20 protein-coding genes are annotated in these 21823 nt (G+C 69.6%); 11 read left to right on the top strand and 9 right to left on the bottom strand.

Annotation, left to right across the window (positions count from 1 at the left end; genetic code table 11):
* Positions 1-111: 111 nt before the first annotated feature.
* From AC07XP_RS16030 to AC07XP_RS16020, 3 genes are all read right to left on the bottom strand, one after another.
* The gene (locus tag AC07XP_RS16030) at positions 112-909 is read right to left on the bottom strand and encodes a TSUP family transporter (protein WP_495265226.1); all 798 of its coding nucleotides are present in this window, start codon (positions 907-909) and stop codon (positions 112-114) included.
* 141 nt (positions 910-1050) lie between these two features.
* A complete protein-coding gene (locus AC07XP_RS16025) occupies positions 1051-2304 on the bottom strand; it encodes an NRAMP family divalent metal transporter (protein ID WP_495265225.1) in 1254 nt (417 codons plus the stop codon).
* Between the two features lie 146 nt (positions 2305-2450).
* On the bottom strand, positions 2451-3365 hold the full coding sequence (locus AC07XP_RS16020) for a LysR family transcriptional regulator (RefSeq protein WP_495265224.1): 915 nt from the start codon (positions 3363-3365) through the stop codon (positions 2451-2453).
* A gap of 87 nt (positions 3366-3452) precedes the next feature.
* On the opposite strand from AC07XP_RS16020, the gene AC07XP_RS16015 reads away from it, so the two are divergent.
* Genes AC07XP_RS16015 through AC07XP_RS16000 form a run of 4 tightly spaced genes read left to right on the top strand, consistent with a single transcriptional unit; the run spans position 3453 to position 8720 of the window.
* Positions 3453-5612: a thiamine pyrophosphate-dependent enzyme gene (locus tag AC07XP_RS16015; RefSeq protein ID WP_495265223.1), complete on the top strand. Its 2160-nt coding sequence runs from the start codon at positions 3453-3455 to the stop codon at positions 5610-5612.
* Between the two features lie 14 nt (positions 5613-5626).
* On the top strand, positions 5627-7249 hold the full coding sequence (locus AC07XP_RS16010) for an indolepyruvate oxidoreductase subunit beta family protein (RefSeq protein WP_495265222.1): 1623 nt from the start codon (positions 5627-5629) through the stop codon (positions 7247-7249).
* Between the two features lie 14 nt (positions 7250-7263).
* Positions 7264-8253 (top strand): Bug family tripartite tricarboxylate transporter substrate binding protein, encoded by a 990-nt coding sequence (locus AC07XP_RS16005; protein ID WP_369631867.1) that lies wholly within the window; start codon positions 7264-7266, stop codon positions 8251-8253.
* 20 nt (positions 8254-8273) lie between these two features.
* Positions 8274-8720, top strand: coding sequence for an acyl-CoA thioesterase (locus AC07XP_RS16000; RefSeq protein WP_495265221.1), 447 nt, complete (start codon positions 8274-8276; stop codon positions 8718-8720).
* Positions 8721-8735: 15 nt separating this feature from the next.
* Here the strand turns inward: AC07XP_RS16000 and AC07XP_RS15995 are convergent, their stop codons facing one another.
* Positions 8736-9212 carry a low molecular weight protein-tyrosine-phosphatase gene (locus tag AC07XP_RS15995; RefSeq protein ID WP_495265220.1) on the bottom strand — a complete coding sequence of 159 codons (477 nt, stop codon included), beginning with the start codon at positions 9210-9212 and terminating at the stop codon, positions 8736-8738.
* Positions 9213-9413: 201 nt separating this feature from the next.
* Here AC07XP_RS15995 and AC07XP_RS15990 point away from each other — a divergent pair, with 201 nt between their 5' ends.
* The 5 genes from AC07XP_RS15990 (at position 9414) to AC07XP_RS15970 (ending at position 14754) form a co-directional block, all read left to right on the top strand.
* Positions 9414-9692 (top strand): hypothetical protein, encoded by a 279-nt coding sequence (locus tag AC07XP_RS15990; RefSeq protein WP_235926727.1) that lies wholly within the window; start codon positions 9414-9416, stop codon positions 9690-9692.
* 289 nt (positions 9693-9981) lie between these two features.
* Complete coding sequence (locus AC07XP_RS15985; protein WP_495265219.1) at positions 9982-10197, top strand: hypothetical protein; 216 nt, start codon at positions 9982-9984, stop codon at positions 10195-10197.
* A gap of 218 nt (positions 10198-10415) precedes the next feature.
* Positions 10416-11159, top strand: a complete 744-nt coding sequence (locus AC07XP_RS15980) for a PA4824 family protein (protein WP_495265218.1) — start codon at positions 10416-10418, stop codon at positions 11157-11159.
* A gap of 24 nt (positions 11160-11183) precedes the next feature.
* The gene (gene mgtA, locus AC07XP_RS15975) at positions 11184-13949 is read left to right on the top strand and encodes a magnesium-translocating P-type ATPase (RefSeq protein ID WP_495265217.1); all 2766 of its coding nucleotides are present in this window, start codon (positions 11184-11186) and stop codon (positions 13947-13949) included.
* 88 nt (positions 13950-14037) lie between these two features.
* On the top strand, positions 14038-14754 hold the full coding sequence (locus tag AC07XP_RS15970; RefSeq protein ID WP_062480849.1) for an MgtC/SapB family protein: 717 nt from the start codon (positions 14038-14040) through the stop codon (positions 14752-14754).
* Here the strand turns inward: AC07XP_RS15970 and AC07XP_RS15965 are convergent, their stop codons facing one another.
* From AC07XP_RS15965 to xdhC, 4 genes are all read right to left on the bottom strand, one after another.
* A complete protein-coding gene (locus tag AC07XP_RS15965) occupies positions 14755-16197 on the bottom strand; it encodes an NAD-dependent succinate-semialdehyde dehydrogenase (protein WP_095946746.1) in 1443 nt (480 codons plus the stop codon).
* Positions 16198-16372: 175 nt separating this feature from the next.
* A complete protein-coding gene (locus AC07XP_RS15960) occupies positions 16373-17719 on the bottom strand; it encodes a glycerate kinase type-2 family protein (RefSeq protein WP_495265216.1) in 1347 nt (448 codons plus the stop codon).
* A 69-nt stretch (positions 17720-17788) separates the two neighbouring features.
* Positions 17789-19000, bottom strand: coding sequence for a urate hydroxylase PuuD (locus AC07XP_RS15955; protein WP_495265215.1), 1212 nt, complete (start codon positions 18998-19000; stop codon positions 17789-17791).
* Positions 19001-19216: 216 nt separating this feature from the next.
* Positions 19217-20023 (bottom strand): xanthine dehydrogenase accessory protein XdhC, encoded by an 807-nt coding sequence (gene xdhC, locus AC07XP_RS15950; protein ID WP_492685985.1) that lies wholly within the window; start codon positions 20021-20023, stop codon positions 19217-19219.
* A gap of 53 nt (positions 20024-20076) precedes the next feature.
* Between xdhC and AC07XP_RS15945 the strand changes: the two genes are divergently transcribed.
* On the top strand, positions 20077-20580 hold the full coding sequence (locus AC07XP_RS15945; protein ID WP_062480839.1) for a hypothetical protein: 504 nt from the start codon (positions 20077-20079) through the stop codon (positions 20578-20580).
* Between the two features lie 119 nt (positions 20581-20699).
* Here the strand turns inward: AC07XP_RS15945 and uraH are convergent, their stop codons facing one another.
* The gene (uraH, locus tag AC07XP_RS15940) at positions 20700-21050 is read right to left on the bottom strand and encodes a hydroxyisourate hydrolase (RefSeq protein ID WP_070061690.1); all 351 of its coding nucleotides are present in this window, start codon (positions 21048-21050) and stop codon (positions 20700-20702) included.
* 95 nt (positions 21051-21145) lie between these two features.
* On the opposite strand from uraH, the gene AC07XP_RS15935 reads away from it, so the two are divergent.
* Positions 21146-21820, top strand: a complete 675-nt coding sequence (locus AC07XP_RS15935; RefSeq protein WP_056574067.1) for a GntR family transcriptional regulator — start codon at positions 21146-21148, stop codon at positions 21818-21820.
* Positions 21821-21823: the final 3 nt, after the last annotated feature.

Here is a 21823-nt window from a genome sequence, read left to right as displayed (position 1 = left end):
GGCACGCCCATAACGCGTATGTGAGGGTCGGTATGCCACGTCCGGGGAAACCCTTGGATTGACGTTGCAATTCCCGGGCCACGCCGGAAACCGAGGGTTTTCAGCCGTTTTTCAGCCGTGTGCGATGGCGGTCCAGGCGGTGGCAAGCAGCGTCACGCCGGCCACGAAAAGCAGCCCGGCGACCAGCCATTGCAAGGTGCGCGGTTGCAGCTTGTTGGGCAGGCGATGGTGCAGCCGCGTCGCGGCGTAGACCACGGGCATGGCGCAGCCGGCCAGCAGCGCCGAGTGCCACGAGAAGTGGCCCGTGGGCACCACGATGACGAGCCGCACGAGCGAGTTGAAGGCGAACATCAGCAGCAGCGCGCGGCGCACGAGTTCGCGGTCCAGCGGCTGGCGGTACATGTGGAAGACGATGGGCGGGCCGGAGGCGGAAAACAGCCCGCCCAGCACGCCCGAGAGCCCGCCGATGAGGGCGAAGCTGGTGCGGCCCGACACGGCCGGCAGCGGCTTGCCCTGCAGCATCAGCAGCACGGCGCAGATCAGAATCGACACGCCCAGCAGGCCCCGCAGCCACGACACGGCGCTGCCGCTGAGCCACACGAGCAGCATGAGCCCGACGATCACGCCGACGGTGCTGCCGTTGAGCGCGGGCTTCATCAGCTGCCAGGGCACGGGGCCGGGGCGCGCGCGGAAGTAGGTCCAGGCGTTGATGAGGCTCAGCACGGTCGCGGCATTGGCCGCGTCGTTCACGCTGGCGATGTCGAACACCGACACGAGGCCCAGCAGGATGAGGCTGAACGCAAAGCCCGTGAGGTTCTGCGCGTAGGTGGCCAAGCCCACGCAGGCCATGAAGATGAGCACCGGGACGGCGCCGGAAAGCACCGCCTGCACCGCGGACGCCGTCAGCACGCGCGACGGCGCGCGAGGCGGTGGAAGAAGGCGTGGGAGGGGAAGGAAGAAACGGACATGCGGGGGGACATCAGGGCAACGGAAACGCCGCGGGGCGGCCACCCGAGAATACCGCGCCCGCCGAGCCCTTGGCGACGGCGCTCAGTGCACCATGTCCCAGCCCATCATCAGCGCGGCGAAGCCCATCAGCGCGGTGCCGCCCCAGCCGAGCCAGCGGATTCGCCGCCCGGAGGTGAACGCCCCCATCACCTTCTCGCGGGTCACCAGGACCATCATGGCCGCCATGATCGGCACCGCCACCACGCCGTTGATGACCGCGCTCCAGTACAGCGCCTTCATGGGGTCGACGGGCGTGAAGTCGAGCCCCGTGCCCACCAGGGTGGCCACGGCGATGATGGCGTAGAACTCCTTGGCCTCGCGCCAGTGCCGCTCGAGCCCCTCTTCCCAGCCGAAGGCCTCGGCCACCGCGTAGGCCGCCGACGAGGCCAGCACCGGCACGGCCAGCAGCCCGGTGGCGACGATGCCGCCGGCGAACAGCCAGAACGCGAAGTCGCCGGCCAGCGGGCGCAGCGCCTCGGCGGCCTGCGCCGCGGAGGTCACGTCGTGCACGCCGCCCGCGTACAGCACGGCGGCCCCGACCACCATCACGAAGAACGCGATGAGGTTGGAGAAGGTCATGCCCATCCAGGTGTCGATGCGCACGCGCCGCAGGTCGTGGCGCACCTGCTTGTCGGTGCCGCGCCGCCCGCCCTTCAGGCGCCGTTCCTCGACTTCCTGCGAGGCCTGCCAGAAGAACAGGTAGGGCGAGATGGTGGTGCCCAGCAGCGCCACGAGCATCATCCAGTAGTCGCCGCGCCACTGCAGCTTCGGCACGACGAGGTCGTGCAGCACCTGCACCCACGGCACCTGCACCACGAACACGGCCGCCACGTAGGCGAACAGGGTGAGCGTGAGCCACTTGAGGATGTGGGCCAGCTTGCGGTACGGCACGAACACCTGCAGCAGCACGGTGACCACGCCGAAGATCAGCGAGTGGAAGTGCGCGCCGCCGCCCACCACCAGCTGCAGGGCCTCGCCCATGGCGGCGATGTCGGCCGCGATGTTGATGGTGTTGGCCACCACCAGCAGCGCCACCAGCGTGACGAGGAAACCGCGCGGCATGTGCTCGCGCAGATTGGCCGCGACGCCCTTGCCGGTGACGCGGCCGATGCGGGCCGACACGAGCTGGATGGCCACCATGAACGGCAGCGACAGGAACACGGTCCACAGCAGGCCGGTGCCGAACTGGGCCCCGGCCTGGGTGTAGGTGGCGATGCCCGACGGGTCGTCGTCGGCCGCGCCGGTGACGACGCCGGGGCCGACGTGACGCAGGAAGGAGGGGATGCGTTTCTTCATGGGGTTCTGCTGGCTTGGGGGCGCTGCGGCTCGGGGCGCATGCACAGGACACCGGGGCACGCTGCCAGTCAACCGACGCTCTGGCAATGAGCCCGTCGATGGTTGCACGCCCAACCTGACCACCACATGAATCGGACGCCGCCGCTTCAGGCCTTTTCCGAGAACAACGCCACGATCACCTGCCGCAACCACCGGTTGCCCGGGTCGGCCTCGAAGCGCTTGCTCCAGTGCAGCGACACGGTGAAGTCGCGCAGCGGAAACGGCGGCTCGACGATGGCGTAGCCGCCCTCGGCCGCGAAGCCGCGCGCGATGTTGCGCGGCATCACCACCGCCAGGTCGGTGGCGCGCACGATGGCCGGCAGCACCATGAAGTGCTCGGTCGTCAGGCGCAGGCGGTCTTCGAGGTTCAGCAGCTGCAGGATGCGCAGCGTGTCGGCGTGGGTGCGCACGGCCACGTAGTCGAGCTCGTGCAGCGCGGCGAGCAGCGTCTGGCCGCTGCGCCGGCGCTTCACGAAGGGGTGGTCGTGGCGCAGCAGCACGATGTAGCGGTCTTTCAGCAGCTGCGTGCGCTGGGTGTCCTCCACGTGCGGCAAAAAGCCGAAGGCGAAGTCGACCCTGCCGCTGTCCAGCGCGGTGGCGATCTCGCCCGGCGCGAGCGGCATGGTCTCCACGCGCACGCCCGGCGCCAGCTCGCGCAGCCGCGCCATCAGCGCGGGCAGGAAGCGGCCCTCGCCGATGTCGCTCATGTGGATGCGAAAGAGCTTGCGCGAGGCGGCGGGGTCGAAGCGCTCGGGCTCGGCCAGCGCCTGCTGCAGCATGGCCAGCGCCGACTGCACGGGCACCGCCAGCCGCTCGGCGCGCGGCGTGGGCGCCACGCCGCCGAGGCTGCGCGTGAACAGCGCGTCGCCCAGGAGCAGGCGCAGCCGCGTGAGGCCGTGGCTGGCCGCCGGCTGCGTGAGGCCCAGCGCCTCGGCGGCGCGGCTCACGTTGCGGGTGCGGTAGACGGCGTCGAACAGCCGCAGCAGGTTGAGGTCGACCGAATCAATATGCACGCCATTCATATTCGATAGCTGGCTCATTGCATTGAAGTATGACGCAGGCCCGCCCACACTCCCGCGTTCTCCCCACGACAAGAAGCACGAGACACGATGGAAGTTTCATTCAGCAAGGAAGTGGAAATGCTGCGCCTGGGCGCGGGCGACACCTTCCACGGCGAGGGCATCCTCGCGATCACCAAGGGCCTGCTGCAGTCGGGCGTGGCCTACGTCGGCGGCTACCAGGGCGCGCCGGTGTCGCACCTGCTGGACGTGATGGTGCAAGGCAAGGCCTACATGGACGAGCTGGGCGTGCACGTCGAGGCCTGCTCCAACGAGGCCTCGGCGGCGGCGATGCTCGGCGCCTCCATCCACTACCCGCTGCGCGGCGCCGTCACCTGGAAGTCGATCGTCGGCACCAACGTGGCGGCCGATGCGCTGTCCAACCTGTCGTCGCCGGGCGTGACGGGCGGCGTGCTGATCGTGGTGGGCGAGGACTACGGCGAAGGCGCCAGCGTGATCCAGGAGCGCACGCACGCCTACGCGCTCAAGTCGAGCATGTGCCTGCTCGATCCGCGGCCCGACCTGGGCGTGATGGTGCGCATGGTCGAGCAGGGCTTCCAGCTGTCGGAGGCCTCGAGCATGCCCTGCCTGATGGAGCTGCGCATCCGCACCTGCCACGTGCGCGGCAGCTTCGACTGCAAGGACAACATCGCGCCCGCCGTGTCCACGCGCGCGCTGATGGACGAGCCCGCGGGCTTCGACTACATGCGCCTGGCGCACCCGCCCGTCACCTTCCGCCACGAAAAACTCAAGGGCGACGAGCGCATGCCGGCCGCGCGCCGCCACATCGTGGCGAACGGCCTCAACGAGCTGATGCCCGGCCGGCGCCACCCCGACCTGGGCATCGTGGTGCAGGGCGGCCTGTACAACGCGCTGATCCGCAGCCTGCAGCAGCAGGGCCTGGCCGATGCCTTCGGCGACACCGACATCCCGATCCTGGTGCTCAACGTGACCTATCCGCTGGTGCCCGAGCAGGTGGCCGACTTCTGCGTGGGCAAGCGTGCGGTGCTGGTGGTGGAAGAAGGCCAGCCCGAGTACATCGAGCAGGACATCGCCACGCTGCTGCGCCGGCGCGACATCCAGACCCCTCTGCACGGCAAGGACCTGCTGCCGCCGGCCGGCGAGTACGGCGTGGAAGTGCTGTCGGGGGGCCTCGCGGCCTTTGCCGAGCGCTACCTGGGCGCGAGCGAAGCCGCCACGTCGGCGCAGGCCTGGCTGGCCGGCAACCGCGAACGCCGCGAGGCGGTGGCGCGCCGGCTCGATGCGCCGCTGCCCAACCGCCCACCGAGCTTCTGCGTGGGCTGCCCCGAGCGGCCGGTGTTCTCGGCGCTCAAGCTCGCGCAGCAGGAGACGGGGCCGGTGCACATCGCGGCCGACATCGGCTGCCACGCCTTCGGCACCTTCGAGCCGTTTTCGATGGGCCACTCGATCCTCGGCTACGGCATGAGCCTGGCCAGCCGCGCCGGCGTGGCGCCGATGATGAACCGGCGCACGCTGTCGATCATGGGCGACGGCGGCTTCTGGCACAACGGCCTGCTCACCGGCGTGCAGAGCGCGCTCTTCAACGACGACGACGCGGTGCTGCTGATCTTCAAGAACGGCTACACCTCGGCCACCGGCACGCAGGACATCATCTCCACGCCCGACGACGAGATCAAGGAACGCGCCGTCGACAAGCAGCAGAGCCTGGTCGACAAGAACCAGACCATCGAGGCCACGCTGAAGGGCCTGGGCGTGCAGTGGATGCGCACCGTGACCACCTACGACGTGGAGCGCATGCGCAAGACGCTCACCGAGGCGCTCACGAGCGACTTCAACGGCCTGAAGGTGGTGATCGCCGAGGGCGAGTGCCAGCTGGAGCGGCAGCGCCGCATCAAGCCGTGGATCGCCGGCCTGCTGAAAAAAGGCAAGCGCGTGGTGCGCGTGAAGTACGGCGTCGACGAGGACGTGTGCAACGGCGACCACGCCTGCATCCGCCTGTCGGGCTGCCCCACGCTCACGCTCAAGGACAACCCCGATCCGCTGAAGGTCGACCCGGTGGCCGTGGTCATCGACGGCTGCGTGGGCTGCGGCCTGTGCGGCGCCAACGCGCACGCGGCCACGCTGTGCCCGAGCTTCTACCGCGCCGAGGTGGTGCAGAACCCGAAATGGCACGAACGCCTGCTGCACGGCCTGCGCAGCGCGATCGTCGGCGCCCTGCGCCCGGCATGAAAGAGAACCGAGACATGGAACAGAACCGTCCCACCACCCTGCTCGTGTGCGCCCTCGGCGGCGAAGGCGGCGGCGTGCTCACCGAATGGCTGGTCGACGCCGCGCGGCACGCGGGCTACGCGGCGCAGAGCACGTCGATCCCCGGCGTGGCGCAGCGCACCGGCGCCACCACCTACTACCTCGAAGTGTTCCCGGTGCCGATGGCGCAGCTGGGCGGCCGGCGCCCGGTGTTCAGCCTGGGCCCGGTGCCGGGCGCGCTCGACGCGATCGTCTCGTCGGAGCTGCTGGAGACCACGCGCCAGATCGGCAACGGCATGAGCGCGCCGCTGCGCACGCTGGTCATCAGCTCGTCGGCGCGCGTGCTCACCACGGCCGAGCGCATGGTTCCCGGCGACGGCCGCGCCGACGCGCAGCGACTGCTCGACGTGGTCAAGGCCTTCAGCCGCGAGCACCACGTGCTCGACATGGGCGCCATGGCGCGCGAGGCCGGCACGGTGGTCAGCGCCGTGATGCTGGGCGCGATCGCGGGCAGCGGCCTCTTCCCGTTCCCGCGCGAGGCCTACGAGCGCGCGGTGCGCGGCGGCGACGAAGCCGCGCCCGACAAGCTCGGCAAGATGGCCGCCGCCAGCCTGCGCGGCTTTGCCGCCGCCTTCGAGGCCGTGCGCGCGCCGCGCGCCCAGGCCGCCTTCGTGCAGGGCGTGCTGGCCGGCGACGACACGCGCGACGCACCCCCGCCGCCGCAGGCCCTGCCCGACGAGGTGGCGCGCCGCTTTCCGCCCGCCGTGCACGACATGCTCACGCTGGGCCATGCGCGGGTGCGCGACTACCAGGACAGCGCCTACGCCGCGCTGTACGCCGATCGTCTCGCGCGGGTGCTCGAGGCCGAGCGCGCCGCCGACCCGTCGGGCGCGCAGGGCTTCGCGGTCACGCGCGAAATGGCGCGCTGGCTGGCGCTGTGGATGGCCTTCGACGACATCGTGCGCGTCGCCGCGCTGAAGGGCCGTGCCAGCCGCGCGCAGCGCGTGCGTCAGGAAGTGCGCGCGGGCGACGACGACCTCGTGAAGGTCTTCGACCACTTCAAGCCCGGCGCGCCCGAGTTCGCAGCGCTGCTGCCGCCGTCGCTCGCGCGCCGCGTGACCGCCTGGGACCGCGCCCGCCAGTCGCGCGGACTTGCGCCGTGGGCCTTGCCGCTGCAGGTGGGCAGCCATTCGGTACTCGGCATGGCCTCGCTGCGGCTGCTGGCCTCGCTCACCTGGCTGCGCCGGCGCGGCAGCCGCTTTGCCGAAGAGCAGGCGCTGATCGAGCGCTGGCTCGCCGCCGTCGAAACCGGCACGCGCGCGCACTGGGCGCTGGGCCGCGAGCTGGCGCTGTGCGGCCGGCTCATCAAGGGCTACGGCAGCACCAACGAACGCGGCAAGCACAACCTGCTGCACGTGATCGACGAGCTCGCGGGCCGCGCCACGCTGCAGCCCGCCGCGCGCGCCGAGGCGATCGCCGCGGCCCGCGAGGCCGCGCTCGCGGACGAAGGCGGCAAGGCGCTCGATGCCGCGCTCACGCGCCACGGCGCCGCGCCGCGCCCGGTGCAGGCGCAACCCATCCGCTGGATGAAGCGGCCCAAGACAACGACCACGATCTGAGGAGACAAAGAACCATGAACCCATCCACCCCCGCTTCATCGCGCCGCCTGCTGCTGGCGCTCGCCCTGGCCAGCACCGCCCTGTGCGCGCCCGCCGTGCATGCCGACACCTGGCCGTCCAAGCCCATCAAGGTGATCGTCAACTTCCCGGCCGGCGGCGCGGCCGACCAGCTCGCGCGCGCTGTCTCGCAGCCGCTGCAGGAGGCGCTGAAGCAGCCCGTGGTGATCGAGAACCGCGGCGGCGCCAACGGCAACGTCGGCGGCGAGGCCGTGGCGCGTGCGGCGGCCGACGGCTACACGCTGCTCATGAGCTCGGGCGGCATGGTGTCGGTGAACCCGCACCTGTATGCGCGCATGAGCTTCGACCCCGCGAAGGACCTGGTGCCCGTGGCCGCGGCCGCGCGCGTGCTGGTGTTCCTGGTCACGCGCCCCTCGCTGCCGCCGACCGACGTGAAGTCGTTCATGGCCTACCTCAAGGCCAACCCCGGCAAGCTCTCGTACGGCTCGCCGGGCAACGGCAGCTCGCCGCACCTGGCGGGCGAGATGTTCAAGAGCCAGGCCGGTCTGTTCGCGCTGCACGTGCCCTACCGCGGCGCCGCGCCCGCGCTGCAAGATTTGCTGGCCGGCCAGATCGACTACGCCTTCGACCCCGGCATTGCCCTGAACCAGGTGCGCGCCGGCAAGCTCAAGCTGCTGGCCGTGGGCAGCCCGCACCGCTCCTCGCAGTTCCCCGACGTGCCCACGCTCGACGAGGCCGGCCTGCGCGGCTTCGACGCCGACACGGTGTTCGGCTTCTACGCACCGGCCGGCACGCCGCCCGAGGTGGTGGCGCAGCTCAACACGCAGGTCAACCGCGCGCTCGCGCTGCCGGCGGTGAAGGAGCGCATCGCGGCCATCGGCGGCGAGCCGGCACCGGGCACGCCGGCCGACTTCCAACGCCGTGCGGCGGCAGACTCGCAGCGCTTCGGCGCACTCATCCGCGAGCGCGGCATCAAGGCCGACTGAGCAGCCGGGACAATCGACGGATGAGCAGCACTCCCTCTCCCACCGACGCTTCCGGCAAGGAAGTCGTCTACACCGCACGCGTCGAGTTCGGCGACTGCGACCCGGCCGGCATCGTCTGGTTTCCCAATTTCTTCCGCTGGATCGACGCGGCCTCGCGCCACTTCTTCGCCGAGTGCGGCGTGCCGCGCTGGGAAGACACCGCCCGGACGCTCGGCGTGATCGGCACGCCGCTGGTCGACACGCACACGCGCTTCGTCAAGGCGGCCAGCTACGGCGACACGCTGCAGATCGCGGTGCGCATCACCGAATGGCGCGACAAGAGCTTCGTGCAGACCTACCGCGTGACGCGCGGTGACGACCTGATCCTCGAATGCGAAGAGGTGCGGATCTTTGCCGCGAAGCGCGAAGGCGGCGGCATCCGCGCGGTGCTGATTCCGCCGACGATCCGCGCGCTCTGCACGGGCTGAACAAGGCCCCCAGGTTCAGGCCGCGTCGCGACGCAGCTGCGCGAGCAGGCCTTCCACGCCGAGGTCGATCAGGTCGAAGGCCTCGATGAAGGCCTGGTGGCCGCCGTACCACGGGTCGGGCACGTCGCCGCCGATGGCATCGGCGAACTCCGAGAGCAGGCGCACCTTGCGCGCCGCATCGCCGGGCGCACGTCGGCGCAATGCGGCGCAGTGCTGCTGCGTCATGCCGATGAGCCAGTCGAAGCGCTCGAAGTCGGCCGCATGCACCTGGCGTGCGCGGTGCGCGGGCATCGCGATGCCGCGCCGCAGTGCCTCGGCCACCGAGCGTGGATCGGGCGGATTGCCGCGCTCCTCGTCGGAGATGGCGGCGCTGTCGACCTCCACCGCGAAGCCCGCGCGCTGCGCCTTGTGGAGCAGCAGTGCGTGCGCGGTCGGCGAACGGCAGATGTTGCCTGTGCAGATGAACAGGATGGCGGGGGTGCTTGGGTTCATGCGCGTCGACTATAGGCACAGAGGGCAGGCATTCGGCATAGGCCACCCTACCCCTGACATCCCCCGGTCGGGGGATGCCACGAGGGAGCGAGGGCGAATCGCACCCCCTCTCTCCAATGGACAGCTCCCATATCTTCGGTATCGCCTGACACAACTCCTTGCGCTTCACTACGGCCCATGGTCAGTGCAAAGGAGGTCACGATGCCCCGACCCAGTCTTCACAGCGCGAGCATCACGCTGAAACTTCCCTTCGACATGAGCGCCGCGCAAGAGGTCGAGGCCCTGCGCGCCGCTGGCATTCCGGTGGACGACCTGGGCAATGCCATCTCGGGCTTCCTGTTCGTGCGCTTCAGCAACGGCTGGCGCAGCGACTCGAACATCTTCCGCTGGTTTCCGGCCCCTATCGAACGCAGCGCGAACGAGGCCCGGCTCCACGCCACGCAGCCCCGACGCAGCCTGTTGCTTCATGCCAAGGGTTGACGCTGCCAATGATGCGGTGCAACAATCCGGAAATCATCATTTCGGAGCCCCGTGCGTGGACAGTGCCAGTTGGATCAGTGACAAGACGCGTGCCTCGGCAGGCGTGACACCCCCGGCCCTCTAGCGCAGGCAGCTCCCGCGCTTGCGGCCGCCGTGTCCGCAGCGCGAACCCCTTGCCCCTCGGGCAAGCGGCTCCCCCTACCGATTCCCGTTGTTCTTCGTCGCTGACTTTGTCAGTCAGCTTGCGTGCGTCCGTGCGCGAGGCCCTTCAGCGTGAAGGAGCCTTGTCATGCGCCAGTTTCAGATTCGTCCGTTGCATCCGCAGGTGCGACCGTCGCACGGTCGTCCGTCGGCGCACGCCGGTGCGCCTGTGCGCGTGAGCCCGGCCCCGCACGTCGACGACGAGCAGGCCCTGGACCGCGCCGCCGCGCTGTGGACCACGCGCCGCATCCGCAGCTTCTTCCTGCTGCTCGACCCGTCCGGCCACGGCACCACGCGCCGCTGAAGCCCGCCCCTGCCACCCCACAGAACAGGAGGCCCTCATGGACCCGGACCCTTGCTTGCGCCGCTGTGCGCCGCCTTCACTGCCCGATCGATCCCCCATTCACCTCGCAGCCTGCCGCGCTGCGGAGGAGCGCCGCCGGCTGACTGCTGAGTAATTAAGCAAGTCGTCACGGGCGTTTCCTTCCTTCGCGGCGCGCCGCACCCGAAGGAGAAACCCCCATGACCCGCGAACGCCTGCGGCGTGTCGTGCGGACGGCCACGGCCGCCCGTTCCAACGCCCGCCCTCTTACCTTCCGCCGCCGCGCGCCAAGCCGCGCCTGGCTCGCCACGCTCTGCGGCCTGGCCGCCACGCAGACCCACGCCGCCGGCGGACACCATTCGGTGGACGACGCCGCCATCCTCGATCCGGGCCAGTGCCAGATCGAGACCTGGGGCGGCCAGCGCCTCGTGCACCTCGGTCCGGCTTGCCGCGTCGGCCCTGTCGAGCTGGGCCTGAACCTCGAACGCGAGCGCGGTGCCGACGGTCGCACGCTGCGCGCCGGCCCGCAGATCAAGTGGGCCTTCGCGCTCACCGACACGCTGAGCACCGGCGTGCTGGCCTCGGCCTCGTGGCAACGCAGCACAGGCGACCGCGCCTCGTTGCGCCTGGCCGACAGCAGCGTGGTGATCCCCGTCACCTGGCAGTTCGACGACGCCTGGCGCGCCCACCTGAACCTGGGCCGCGACTTCCATCGTGCGCAGCCGAGCACCAGCCACTCGGGCGCGGCGCTCGAATGGGCCGCCCTGCCCGCGCTGTCGCTCGTGGCCGAGCGCTTCCGCGAAGGCGGACGCAATGCCTGGCGCGCCGGCCTGCGCTGGGCGGCCACGCCGTCCGTCAACGTCGATCTCAGCCATGCCCGCGACCTGCGCCACGACGGCCGGCGCGGCTGGACGCTGGGTCTCACCTGGGCGTTCGCCCGCTGAGCGCCCTCACACAGGAGAAAAAAAATGAAGAACGTCCTGAAGTCCTTTTTCGAAAGCTTCCTGCGCAGCCGGCACATGCGGCATCACTTCGAGCGCTGGCAGACGCTGCTGAGCGCCAAGCCCAGCAGCCTCGGCTCGGCCGCGATGCCGGCCGAGATCGCCAAGGCGCTGGCCGCCGCCTCGCACACCGACGCGGGCGAGGTGCTGGTGCGCCTGAACAGCTCGTCGCAAGGCCTGACCGAGGCGCACGCACTGGCGCTGCGCAAGCGGCTGGGCAGCAACGAGGTGCGCCACGAACAGCCGCTGCCGTGGTGGAACCACCTGTGGCAGTGCTACCGCAACCCCTTCAACCTGCTGCTGACCGTGCTCGCGCTGGTCTCCTACATCACCGAGGACACGAAGGCCACGGTGGTGATCGGCAGCATGGTGCTGCTGTCGACCGTGCTGCGCTTCCTGCAGGAGTCGCGCTCCAACAAGGCCGCCGACCGGCTCAAGGCGATGGTCAGCAACACCTCGACGGTGCTGCGTCCCGCGCCCGGCGAGAAGGCCGGCCGCGCCGGCGACGACGGCTTCGACCTCGCGCACGCCGGCACGCAACGCATCGAAGTGCCGATGCGCGACCTCGTGCCCGGCGACGTGATCGCGCTGTCGGCCGGCGACATGATCCCGGCCGACGCGCGCCTGCTCTCGGCGAAAGACCTGTTCATCAGCCAGTCGGCGCTCACCGGCGAATCGATGCCGGTGGAGAAGTTCGCAGCCACCGCCGCCGACCACCAGGCCGGCGTGCTGGAGCGCGACAACCTGCTCTTCATGGGCACGAACGTGATCAGCGGCACCGCCACCGCGGTGATCGTGCACACCGGCGAGCGCACCTTCTTCGGCGCGCTGGCCCAGCGCGTGAGCGCGACCGACCGCGGCACCACCGCCTTCCAGGCCGGCATCAACCGCGTGAGCTGGCTGCTGATCCGCTTCATGCTGGTGATGGCGCCGCTGGTGCTGGTGATCAACGGCGTGACCAAGGGCGACTGGTGGGAGGCGGCGCTGTTCGCGCTGTCGATCGCGGTCGGCCTCACGCCCGAAATGCTGCCGATGATCGTGACGGCCACGCTGGCCAAGGGCGCGGTCGTGATGTCGCGCCGCAAGGTGATCGTGAAGCGGCTCGAAGCCATCCACAACTTCGGCGCGATGGACGTGCTGTGCACCGACAAGACCGGCACGCTGACGCAGGACCGCATCGTGCTCGAACGCCACACCAACGCCTGGGGCGAAGACTCCGACCACGTGCTGCAGCAGGCGTATCTCAACAGCTTTCACCAGACGGGGCTGAAGAACCTGCTCGACAAGGCCGTGCTCAGCCACGCCGAGGTGCAGCTGGACACGCAGCTGCAGACCGGCTGGCGCAAGGTCGACGAAGTGCCCTTCGACTTCTCGCGCCGCCGCATGTCGGTGGTGGTGGCGCACGGCGAGGACGAGCACCTGCTGATCTGCAAGGGCGCGCTCGAAGAAATCCTGTCGGTGTGCACTGCGGTCGAACGCGGCGCCGAAGTGCTCGCGCTCGACGCCGACGTGATGGCGCGCATCCACCGCGTGGCCTCGGAGCTCAATGCCCAGGGCCTGCGCGTGGTAGCGGTGGCCAGCCGCACGCTGCACGCTGACGCGCGCAAGCCGGCCTACAGCGTGGCCGACGAAGCGGGGCTCACGCTGCTGGGCTACGTGGCCTTTCTCGATCCGCCGAAGGAATCGACTGCGCCCGCGCTGCTGGCGCTGGCCGCGCACGGCGTGGCGGTGAAGGTGCTGACCGGCGACAACGAACTGGTCACGCGCAAGGTCTGCGGCGACGTCGGCATCGACGCCGGGCGCATGGTGCTGGGCCACGAGGTCGAGCGCATGAACGAGGCCGAGCTGCGGCAGGTGGTGGAAATGCGCCAGGTGTTCGCCAAGCTCACGCCCGCGCACAAGGAACGCATCGTGCAGGCGCTGCATGCCAACGGCCACGTGGTCGGTTTCATGGGCGACGGCATCAACGACGCGCCCGCGCTGCGCGCCGCCGACATCGGCATCTCGGTGGACGGCGCGGTGGACGTGGCCAAGGAATCGGCCGACATCATCCTGCTCGAGAAGAGCCTGATGGTGCTGGAGCAAGGCGTGGTCGAAGGCCGCCGCACCTTCGCCAACATGCTCAAGTACATCAAGATCACGGCCAGCTCGAACTTCGGCAACGTTTTCTCGGTGCTGGTGGCCAGTGCCTTCCTGCCCTTCCTGCCGATGCTGCCGCTGCACCTACTGGTGCAGAACCTGCTGTACGACGTGTCGCAGATCGCGATTCCGTTCGACAACGTGGACGAAGAGTTCCTGAAGACGCCGCAGCGCTGGAACCCGGCCGACCTGGGCCGCTTCATGATGTTCTTCGGGCCGCTGAGCTCGGTGTTCGACATCCTGACCTACACCGTGATGTGGTTCGTGTTCGCAGCCAACTCGGTGGAGCACCAGACGCTGTTCCAGTCGGGCTGGTTCATCGAGGGCCTGCTGTCGCAGACGCTGATCGTGCACCTGATCCGCACCCGCAAGATCCCGTTCCTGCAAAGCCGCGCGGCCTGGCCGCTGCTGGCCATGGGCGCGGCGATCGCGGCCGTGGGCATCTGGCTGCCGATGGGACCGCTGGCGCACTACTTCAAGCTGCAGGCGCTGCCGCTCGCGTACTTCCCGTGGCTGGTGCTGATGCTGGTCGGCTACGCGACGCTGACGCAGGCCGTGAAGGGCTGGTACGCGCGCAAGTACGGCTGGCAGTAAGACAAGAACCACCCGGCGGACGCAGGGTCGCGGCTGTCACACAAGGCCGCTACCCTGCTTCGCACACAGAGGATCAGGAGGATCACTCATGGAAGCCATTCGCCACATCAACCTGCCTTCGCTGCTGGACACGCTGGTCAGCGTGGGCGCGGCCTTTCTGCTGGGCTCGCTGATCGGCTTCGAGCGCCAGGTGCGCCAGCGCACCGCGGGGCTGCGCACCAACACACTGGTGGCCGTGGGCGCCGCCGTGTTCGTCGACATGGCAGCCCGCCTGGGCGGCCCCGACGGCGCGGTGCGCGTGGTCGCCTACGTGGTCTCGGGCATCGGTTTTCTCGGTGCCGGCGCGATCATGAAGGAAGGCGCCAACATCACGGGCCTGAACACGGCCGCCACGCTGTGGGGGTCGGCCGCGGTGGGCGCCTGCGCGGGCGCCGACCTGCTGGGCGAGGCGCTGATCGCCGCGCTCTTCGTGCTCGCGAGCAACACGCTGCTGCGGCCGGTGGTGAACCGCATCAACCGCCGTCCGGTGCACGAGGAATCGAGCGAGGCGACCTACACGGTGCGCGTGATCTGTTCGCGCGCGGCGCGGCCCGAGGTGATGGACCAGCTGCTGGTGCAGCTGGAAGCCGCGAACTACCCGGTGCGCGACATCGACCAGCACGCCTTCGGGCAGGCCGACACGGAGATTGCGGCGACGCTGTACGCCACCGCGGTCGAGCCCGAAGAGCTCGACCAGGTGATCGCGGAGCTGGAAACCCTGGAGGGTGTCCAGCAGGCGTTCTGGAACGCCTCCGCCGAAGACTAGTTAAACGCCGAGGATCGAAACGGCCTTGGTGTTCAGGTACGCCTCGATCGCCTCGGGCCCACCTTCCGAACCGTAGCCCGAATCCTTCACGCCGCCGAACGGCATTTCCGGCGAGGGCGTGGCGGGCTGGTTGATCCACAGCATGCCCAGCTCGAGCTTCTGGCTCAGCAGGTGCGCGCTCTTGATCGACTTGGTGAAGGCGTAGCCGGCCAGGCCGAACGGCAGGCGGTTGGCTTCGGTGATGGCTTCTTCGAGCGTGTCGAAGCCGCGGATGGCGGCGATGGGGCCGAAGGGTTCGTTGTTGAACACGTCGGCGTCCAGCGGCACGTCGGTGATGACGGTGGGCGCGAAGAAGTTGCCGGTGTCGCCGACGCGTTCGCCGCCGGTTGCGACCGTGGCGCCCTTCTTGCGCGCGTCTTCCAGCACATGGGCCATGGCCGTGAGGCGGCGCGCGTTGGCCAGCGGGCCGAGGTTGGTGCCTTCGACCAGGCCGTCGCCGAGCTTGAGGCCTTCGGCGTGCTTGACCAGCAGGCTCGCGAACTCATGGCGCAGGCTGTTGTGCACCAGGAAGCGGGTCGGCGAGATGCAGACCTGGCCCGCGTTGCGGAACTTGGCGGCACCGGCGGCCTTGACGGCCAGCGCCACGTCGGCGTCTTCGGCCACGATCACCGGGGCGTGGCCGCCCAGTTCCATCGTGACGCGCTTCATGTGCGAACCAGCCAGCGCGGCCAGCTGCTTGCCGACCGGGGTCGAGCCGGTGAAGGTGACCTTGCGGATGATCGGGTGCGCGATGAGGTAGCTCGAGATCTCGCCCGGGTTGCCGAACACCAGGCCCACCACGCCGCCCGGAATGCCGGCGTCGACGAAAGCCTTGAGCAGCGCGGCCGGCGAGGCCGGGGTTTCCTCGGGCGCCTTCACCAGGAAGGAGCAGCCGGTGGCGAGTGCGGCGCCGAGCTTGCGCACGATCTGGTTGACGGGGAAGTTCCACGGCGTGAAGGCCGCGACCGGGCCGACCGGCTCCTTGATGACCAGCTGCTGCGCGGCCAGGTTGCGCGAGGGCACGATGCGGCCGTACACGCGGCGGCCTTCGTCGGCGAACCACTCGATGATGTCGGCGGCGGCCATCATTTCGACCTTGGCCTCGCCCAGCGGCTTGCCTTGTTCCTGCGTCAGCAGCTTGGCGATGTCCAGGGCGCGTTCGCGGATCAGGCCGGCGGCGCGGCGCATCACGGCGGCGCGCTCGTTGGCGGGCGTGTCGCGCCAGGCTTCGAAGCCGCGCTGGGCGGCGGCCAGGGCGCGGTCGAGGTCGACGATGCTGGCGTGCGCCACCTTGCCGATGGCCTTGCCGGTGGCGGGGTTCAGCACGTCGAGCGTCTTGCCGTCGGCGGCGTCGACCCATTGGCCGTCGATCAGCAGGCGGGTGTCGGTGTAGGTGGCGGTCATGGCGAACTCTTTCCTTCGAGGACTGGATGGTGAAAACGAAACGGGAAATCGGGCGCGCGGCGCGGCACCCCGTGGGGGTGCGCATGCGACAACGGCGGCCAAGTGCCGCCGGGGCCGTAGATTAACCTGAGTTCACAAAGCTTGCCGGCGGCCCCCGCCAGGGGCCGGGGCGCGCCTACAGCACGAGGATCGCGCGGAAGTCGTTGACGTTGGTGTTCGTCGGACCGGTCACGAACAGGTCGCCGATGGCATCGAAATAGCCGTAGGCGTCGTTGCGGTCGAGGTGGTCGGGCAGCTTTTTGCCCTGCGCCGTGGCGCGCGCCAGGGTGTCGGGCGTGACGAAGGCGCCGGCGTTGTCTTCCACGCCGTCGATGCCGTCGGTGTCGGCGGCCAGCGCCCACACCTGCGGCTGGCCCATGAGCGCGCCGGCCAGGCCCAGGCAGAACTCGCCGGCCCGCCCGCCACGGCCCTTGACCTGGCCGGGCTGGCGCGGACGGATGGTGACCGTGGTTTCGCCGCCCGACAGGATGACGCAGGGCCGGGCGAAGGGCTCGCCGCGCAGGGCCACGGCGCGGGCGAGCGCCGCATGCACCTTGCCCACTTCGCGCGATTCGCCTTCCATTTCGTCGCTCAGCACGTGCACGCCGATGCCGGCGGCGCGCGCGGCCGCAGCGGCGGCTTCGAGCGACTGCTGCGGCGTGGCGATCAGGTGGGTGCTGTGGCCGGCGAACACGACGTCGTCGGGCTTGGGGGTTTCGAGCGCGCCGCTTTCGAGCTGCGCGCGCACGGGCGCCGGCACCTCGATGCCGTAGCGGTCGAGGATGGCCAGCGCGTCGGCGCAGGTGGTGGCGTCGGGCACGGTGGGGCCGCTGGCGATCACGGCCGGGTCGTCGCCGGGCACGTCGCTGATGGTGAGCGTGACCACGCGCGCCGGCGCGCAGGCCGCCGCGAGCCGGCCGCCCTTGATGCGCGACAGGTGCTTGCGCACGCAGTTCATCTCGCCGATGTGGGCGCCGCTGTCGAGCAGCTGCTTGTTGATGCGCTGCTTGTCGGCCAGCGTGAGGCCTTCGGCCGGCAGCACCAGCAGCGACGAGCCGCCGCCGGAGATGAGGCACAGCACGAGGTCGTCGGCCGTGAGGCCCTGCGTGAGCGCCAGGATGCGCTCGGCCGCCTGCTGGCCGGCCGCGTCGGGCACGGGGTGCGCGGCCTCGACGATCTCGATGCGCTGCGGCACGCCTTCGGGGCGCGGCGGGATGTGGTCATAGCGCGTGACGACCAGGCCCGACAGCGGGGCATCGGCCGGCCACAGCGCTTCGAGCGCCTGCACCATCGAGCCGCCGGCCTTGCCGGCGCCCAGCACCACGGTGCGGCCCTTGGGCGGTTTCGGCAGATGGGCGCCCAGCGTGGACAGCGGCAGTGCGCGGTCCACCGCCACGCGGTACAGGTGTTCGAGGAAGGCGCGCGGGGCTTCGCGCGGATCGGGCGTAGCGGCAGTTGCAGAGGGCGAGGTCGATGCGGTCATGGCTTGCGTGTTGTCTCCATTCGGCGATTGTGCGACGACCGGTGGCCCGCCCTCGCAGGCCACGGTCCTCTAGTTCGTCTTGGCGCCGGCCTGGAACCAGCGGCTGATCAACGCCCGCTCTTCGTCGGTGATGTTGGTCGCGTTGTTCATCGGCATGATCTTGGTCACCACGACCTGCTGGTAGATCGCCTGCGCATGCGCCGTCACCTGGTCGGGCGTGTCGACGCGCACGTTCTTCATCTGCACGGCCGCGCCGTGGCACATGAAGCAGCGCTGCTCGAGCACCTTCTGCACGTCCTGGTAGGCCACGGCGGGCACGGCCTGGGCGGCGGTGGCCGCGACGGGGGCGGCCGGCTCGGGCTTCATCCACACGATGGTCAGGCCCAGCACCGCGATGCCGACCATGGCGTAGGGCAGCGGGTTGCCCGCGTTGCCCAGCTTGAAGCGGTGGCGCACCACGAAGAACTGCCGGATGGCCGCGCCGCCGAGCATGATCAGCAGCAGCACGATCCAGTTGTACTTGTGCGTGTAGGTGAAGCTGTAGTGGTTGCTCAGCATCGCGAACAGCACCGGCAGCGTGAAGTAGGTGTTGTGCACGCTGCGCTGCTTGCCGCGCTGGCCATGCACCGGATCGACCGGCCGGCCTTCGCGCAGCGCCTTCACGTTCTTGCGCTGGCCCGGGATGATCCAGAAGAACACGTTGCCGCTCATGGTGGTGGCCATCATGGCGCCCACCAGCAAGAAGGCCGCGCGGCCCGCGAACCACTGGCAGGCCAGCCAGGTCGCGAAGACGATGAAGACCGCGATCAGCACGCCCACGATGGTGTCGCCGTTCTTGCGGCGTCCGAAGATCTGGCAGATGCCGTCGTAGACCATCCAGAACACGACGAAGAAGGCCAGCGCCACGGCAATGGCGGCGCCTGGTTGCCAGTCCATCTTGCTCTTGTCGATGAGGTACGTGCTCGCGTTCCACAGGTACGACATCGTGAAGAGCGCAAAGCCCGTGAGCCAGGTCGAATAGCTCTCCCAGTACGACCAGTGCAGATGGTCGGGCAGCTTCTTGGGCGCCAGCGCGTACTTCTGGCTGTTGTAGAAGCCGCCGCCGTGCACGGCCCATTGCTCGCCGCCCACGCCCTTGTCGAGCGATTCCTGGTCCTGCGGCTTCTCGAGGCTGTTGTCCAGCATCACGAAGTAGAAGGAGGCGCCGATCCAGGCGATGGCGGTGATGACGTGGACCCAGCGCAGCAGCAGGTTGGCCCAGTCGAGGTAGTAGCTTTCCATATAGCGCTCTCTCAACCCTGTTGGCGCGTGGGGGCGCCAAGGAGGGGTTTCAGCCTGCTCACCACCGCGGGCGCTGTAAGCAGAGAAAGTGCCGCGAACGCAGGTCCGTTGAAATGGACCTCGCTCCGCTGCGGCTTGTTGTGGACCGAAAGTGTATACAGTTTTGGCACGAGGCGGGATGCTATTTGCGGCGTCGCCGCCAAGGGAAAACCCTGTTCAGCCCAGCGATTGCAACAACTGTGCCGCCACGGCGACCGCGATCACCTCGGGTTCCTTGCCCGTGATGCCGGGCACGCCGATCGGGCAGGTGACGCGTGCCAGCTCGTCGGCCGTGAAGCCGCGCGCCTCCAGCCGGTGGCGGAAGGTGGCCCATTTGGTCTTGCTGCCGATGAGGCCGATGTAGGGCAGGTCGTTGCGCGCGCGCAGGCGCTTCAGGCAGGCGATGACGATGTCCAGGTCTTCGGCGTGGCTGAAGCTCATGATCAGCACGCGGCTGCCGGGCGCGAGCGCGGCCACCGCGTCCTGCACGGGCTCGGAGTGCTCGGTGTCGATCTGCGCGGGCAGCGCGTCGGGGAACACGCCGTCGCGGCTGTCGATCCAGCGCACCGAGAACGGCAGCACGGCCAGCAGGCGCGCCAGCGCGGCGCCCACGTGGCCGCCGCCGAACAGCGCCACGGGTTCGAGCTGCGCGACCAGTTCTTTTTGCAGCGCGGGCGCGTCGGCCGCGCCGATGCGCCGGTAGGTCAGGAACATCACGCCGCCGCAGCACTGCCCCAGGCTCGGGCCCAGCGGGTAGCGCTGCACGCCGTCGAGGCTGCGGGTGCCGGCCAGGATCTCGCGCGCTTCCTGCGTGGCCTGGAACTCGAGCTGCCCGCCGCCGATGGTGGCCGTGAGCCCGTCGGCCCACACTGCCATCCAGGTGCCGGCCTCGCGCGGGGCCGAGCCCTGCGTCGACTCGACGCGCACCAGCACCGCGTCTTCGGTGCGAAGACGCGCCAGCAATTGATCGACCGCACCGTTCATTGCCGAAACCTTCGGTTGCCTGCGCCTTGAAGACTCACGGTATAACCCCGGCGATGATGACGAACCGCCAGCTTACGCCGCGCCGCCTCGCCTGGGCCGCCACTGTTCTTTCCGCCTTGTGGCTCGCCGGCTGCGGCTCGACGGGCTCGGTGCCCGGCCAGCTGAGCGGCGCCAGCAGCGCACAGGGCAGCGGCCCCGCGCCGCGTGCCTCCAGCGCGACCACCGCGCGCGAGTACCGCCGCGACGCGGCACGCCACATCTACAACGCCAACGCCTCGCGCATCTACAAGGGCCAGATGCCGCCCCTGCTGTACGCGGTCGGCACCCTGCAGGTGAACCTGGACACCGGCGGCAAGGTGGTCTCGATGCACTGGCTGCGCGCGCCCAAGCACGCGCCCGAGGTGATCGCCGAGATCGAGCGCGCCGTGCTGCAGGCCGCGCCCTTCCCGCCCGCCCAACGCCTGGGCGCAGTCACGTGGACCGACACCTGGCTGTGGGACAAGAGCGGACGCTTCCAGCTCGACACGCTGACTGAGGGCCAACAGCAAGGCGACTGAGAACGCGGCCGGAGGAATTTGCGAGAGGGCCGCCGCGCACGGCCGCCCGAAGCGGCCGGCCCGCCCCCGGTAGGGGGTTGGCGAAGCGACACGAAGTGCGCGAAGCCTGGGGGCGAGCATCAAGACCCGCGGTACGTGGAGTAGCTCCACGGGCTCACGAGCAAGGGCACGTGGTAGTGCTGATCGGTGTGCGCCACGCCGAAGTCCAGCGCCACCTTGTTCAGGAAGTTCGGCTCCGGCAGCGTCACGCCGCGCGCCTTGAAGTAACCCGCCACGTCGAACACCAGCCGATAGGTGCCGACCTTGATCGAGTTGTTGTCGTAGAGCGGACCGTCGCTGCGGCCGTCCGAATTCAGCGTGAAGCGCTTCACCAGCGTCGCGGCGTCGCCGTCGGTGGTGTAGAGCGCCACCTCCATGCCGGCCGCGGGGCCGCCGTGCATCGTGTCCAGTACGTGAGTGCTCAAGCCCATGGGGCGCTCCTTCAAAGGGTGTCGGATCGGTGAGATCGGGGTGCGGGAAATTCCGGTGGACAAAAGTGTATACAGTTACCGGCTTTGGGTCTATCATGAAAAACATGGAGTCCTCCACCACCCGTTCGATCGTCGATGCCCTCACGAAGGCCATCGTCGAGCACCGCCTTCAGCCCGGCACCAAGCTCGCCGAGCAGAAGCTGGCCGATCACTTCGGCGTGTCGCGCACCTTGGTGCGCCAGGCGCTGTTCCAGCTCTCGCAGAACAAGCTGATCCGGCTCGAGCCGGCGCGCGGCGCCTTCGTGGCCGCGCCCGCCGTCGACGAGGCCAAGCAGGTGTTCGCCGTGCGCCGCATGCTCGAGGCCGAGATGACCCGCGCCTTCGTGCGCAGCGTCACGCCCGCCAAGATCAAGGCGCTCAAGGAACACGTGGCGCTCGAGAAATCGGCCGTCGGCGGCGAAGACGTGTCGGGCCGCACCGAGCTCTTGGGCGACTTCCACGTGCGCATGGCCGAGCTCATGGGCAACCAGGTGCTGGCGCAAATATTGGGCGAGCTGATCTCGCGCTGCGCCCTCATCACGCTCATGTACCAGAGCACCAGCGCCGCCGAGCACTCCAACGACGAGCACGCCGACATCGTGAAGGCGCTGGCCGCGCGCGACGAGGAACTCGCCGTGCGCCTCATGACCGAGCACCTGGAACACGTCGAGGCCAACCTCACCTTCGACCGCAAGGTCCCGACCAACGACATTTCCCTCGCGCTGTCCTGATCC

Source organism: Variovorax sp. GW531-E2 (genome assembly GCF_059423125.1).
This window is presented reverse-complemented; position numbering and strand designations above follow the sequence as displayed.

Bases quoted from the DNA above. Each gene is read 5' to 3' on its own strand.
- AC07XP_RS15990 (WP_235926727.1), top strand. From the start codon at position 9,414: ATGCCCCGACCCAGTCTTCACAGCGCGAGCATCACGCTGAAACTTCCC.
- AC07XP_RS15980 (WP_495265218.1), top strand. From the start codon at position 10,416: ATGACCCGCGAACGCCTGCGGCGTGTCGTGCGGACGGCCACGGCCGCC.
- AC07XP_RS16000 (WP_495265221.1), top strand. From the start codon at position 8,274: ATGAGCAGCACTCCCTCTCCCACCGACGCTTCCGGCAAGGAAGTCGTC.
- AC07XP_RS15955 (WP_495265215.1), bottom strand. From the start codon at position 19,000: ATGGAAAGCTACTACCTCGACTGGGCCAACCTGCTGCTGCGCTGGGTC.
- uraH (WP_070061690.1), bottom strand. From the start codon at position 21,050: ATGGGCTTGAGCACTCACGTACTGGACACGATGCACGGCGGCCCCGCG.
- AC07XP_RS15945 (WP_062480839.1), top strand. From the start codon at position 20,077: ATGATGACGAACCGCCAGCTTACGCCGCGCCGCCTCGCCTGGGCCGCC.
- AC07XP_RS16005 (WP_369631867.1), top strand. From the start codon at position 7,264: ATGAACCCATCCACCCCCGCTTCATCGCGCCGCCTGCTGCTGGCGCTC.
- AC07XP_RS15935 (WP_056574067.1), top strand. From the start codon at position 21,146: ATGAAAAACATGGAGTCCTCCACCACCCGTTCGATCGTCGATGCCCTC.
- AC07XP_RS15965 (WP_095946746.1), bottom strand. From the start codon at position 16,197: ATGACCGCCACCTACACCGACACCCGCCTGCTGATCGACGGCCAATGG.
- xdhC (WP_492685985.1), bottom strand. From the start codon at position 20,023: ATGAACGGTGCGGTCGATCAATTGCTGGCGCGTCTTCGCACCGAAGAC.
- AC07XP_RS15970 (WP_062480849.1), top strand. From the start codon at position 14,038: ATGGAAGCCATTCGCCACATCAACCTGCCTTCGCTGCTGGACACGCTG.
- AC07XP_RS15960 (WP_495265216.1), bottom strand. From the start codon at position 17,719: ATGACCGCATCGACCTCGCCCTCTGCAACTGCCGCTACGCCCGATCCG.
- AC07XP_RS16025 (WP_495265225.1), bottom strand. From the start codon at position 2,304: ATGAAGAAACGCATCCCCTCCTTCCTGCGTCACGTCGGCCCCGGCGTC.
- AC07XP_RS15995 (WP_495265220.1), bottom strand. From the start codon at position 9,212: ATGAACCCAAGCACCCCCGCCATCCTGTTCATCTGCACAGGCAACATC.
- AC07XP_RS16010 (WP_495265222.1), top strand. From the start codon at position 5,627: ATGGAACAGAACCGTCCCACCACCCTGCTCGTGTGCGCCCTCGGCGGC.
- AC07XP_RS16015 (WP_495265223.1), top strand. From the start codon at position 3,453: ATGGAAGTTTCATTCAGCAAGGAAGTGGAAATGCTGCGCCTGGGCGCG.
- mgtA (WP_495265217.1), top strand. From the start codon at position 11,184: ATGAAGAACGTCCTGAAGTCCTTTTTCGAAAGCTTCCTGCGCAGCCGG.
- AC07XP_RS15985 (WP_495265219.1), top strand. From the start codon at position 9,982: ATGCGCCAGTTTCAGATTCGTCCGTTGCATCCGCAGGTGCGACCGTCG.
- AC07XP_RS16020 (WP_495265224.1), bottom strand. From the start codon at position 3,365: ATGAATGGCGTGCATATTGATTCGGTCGACCTCAACCTGCTGCGGCTG.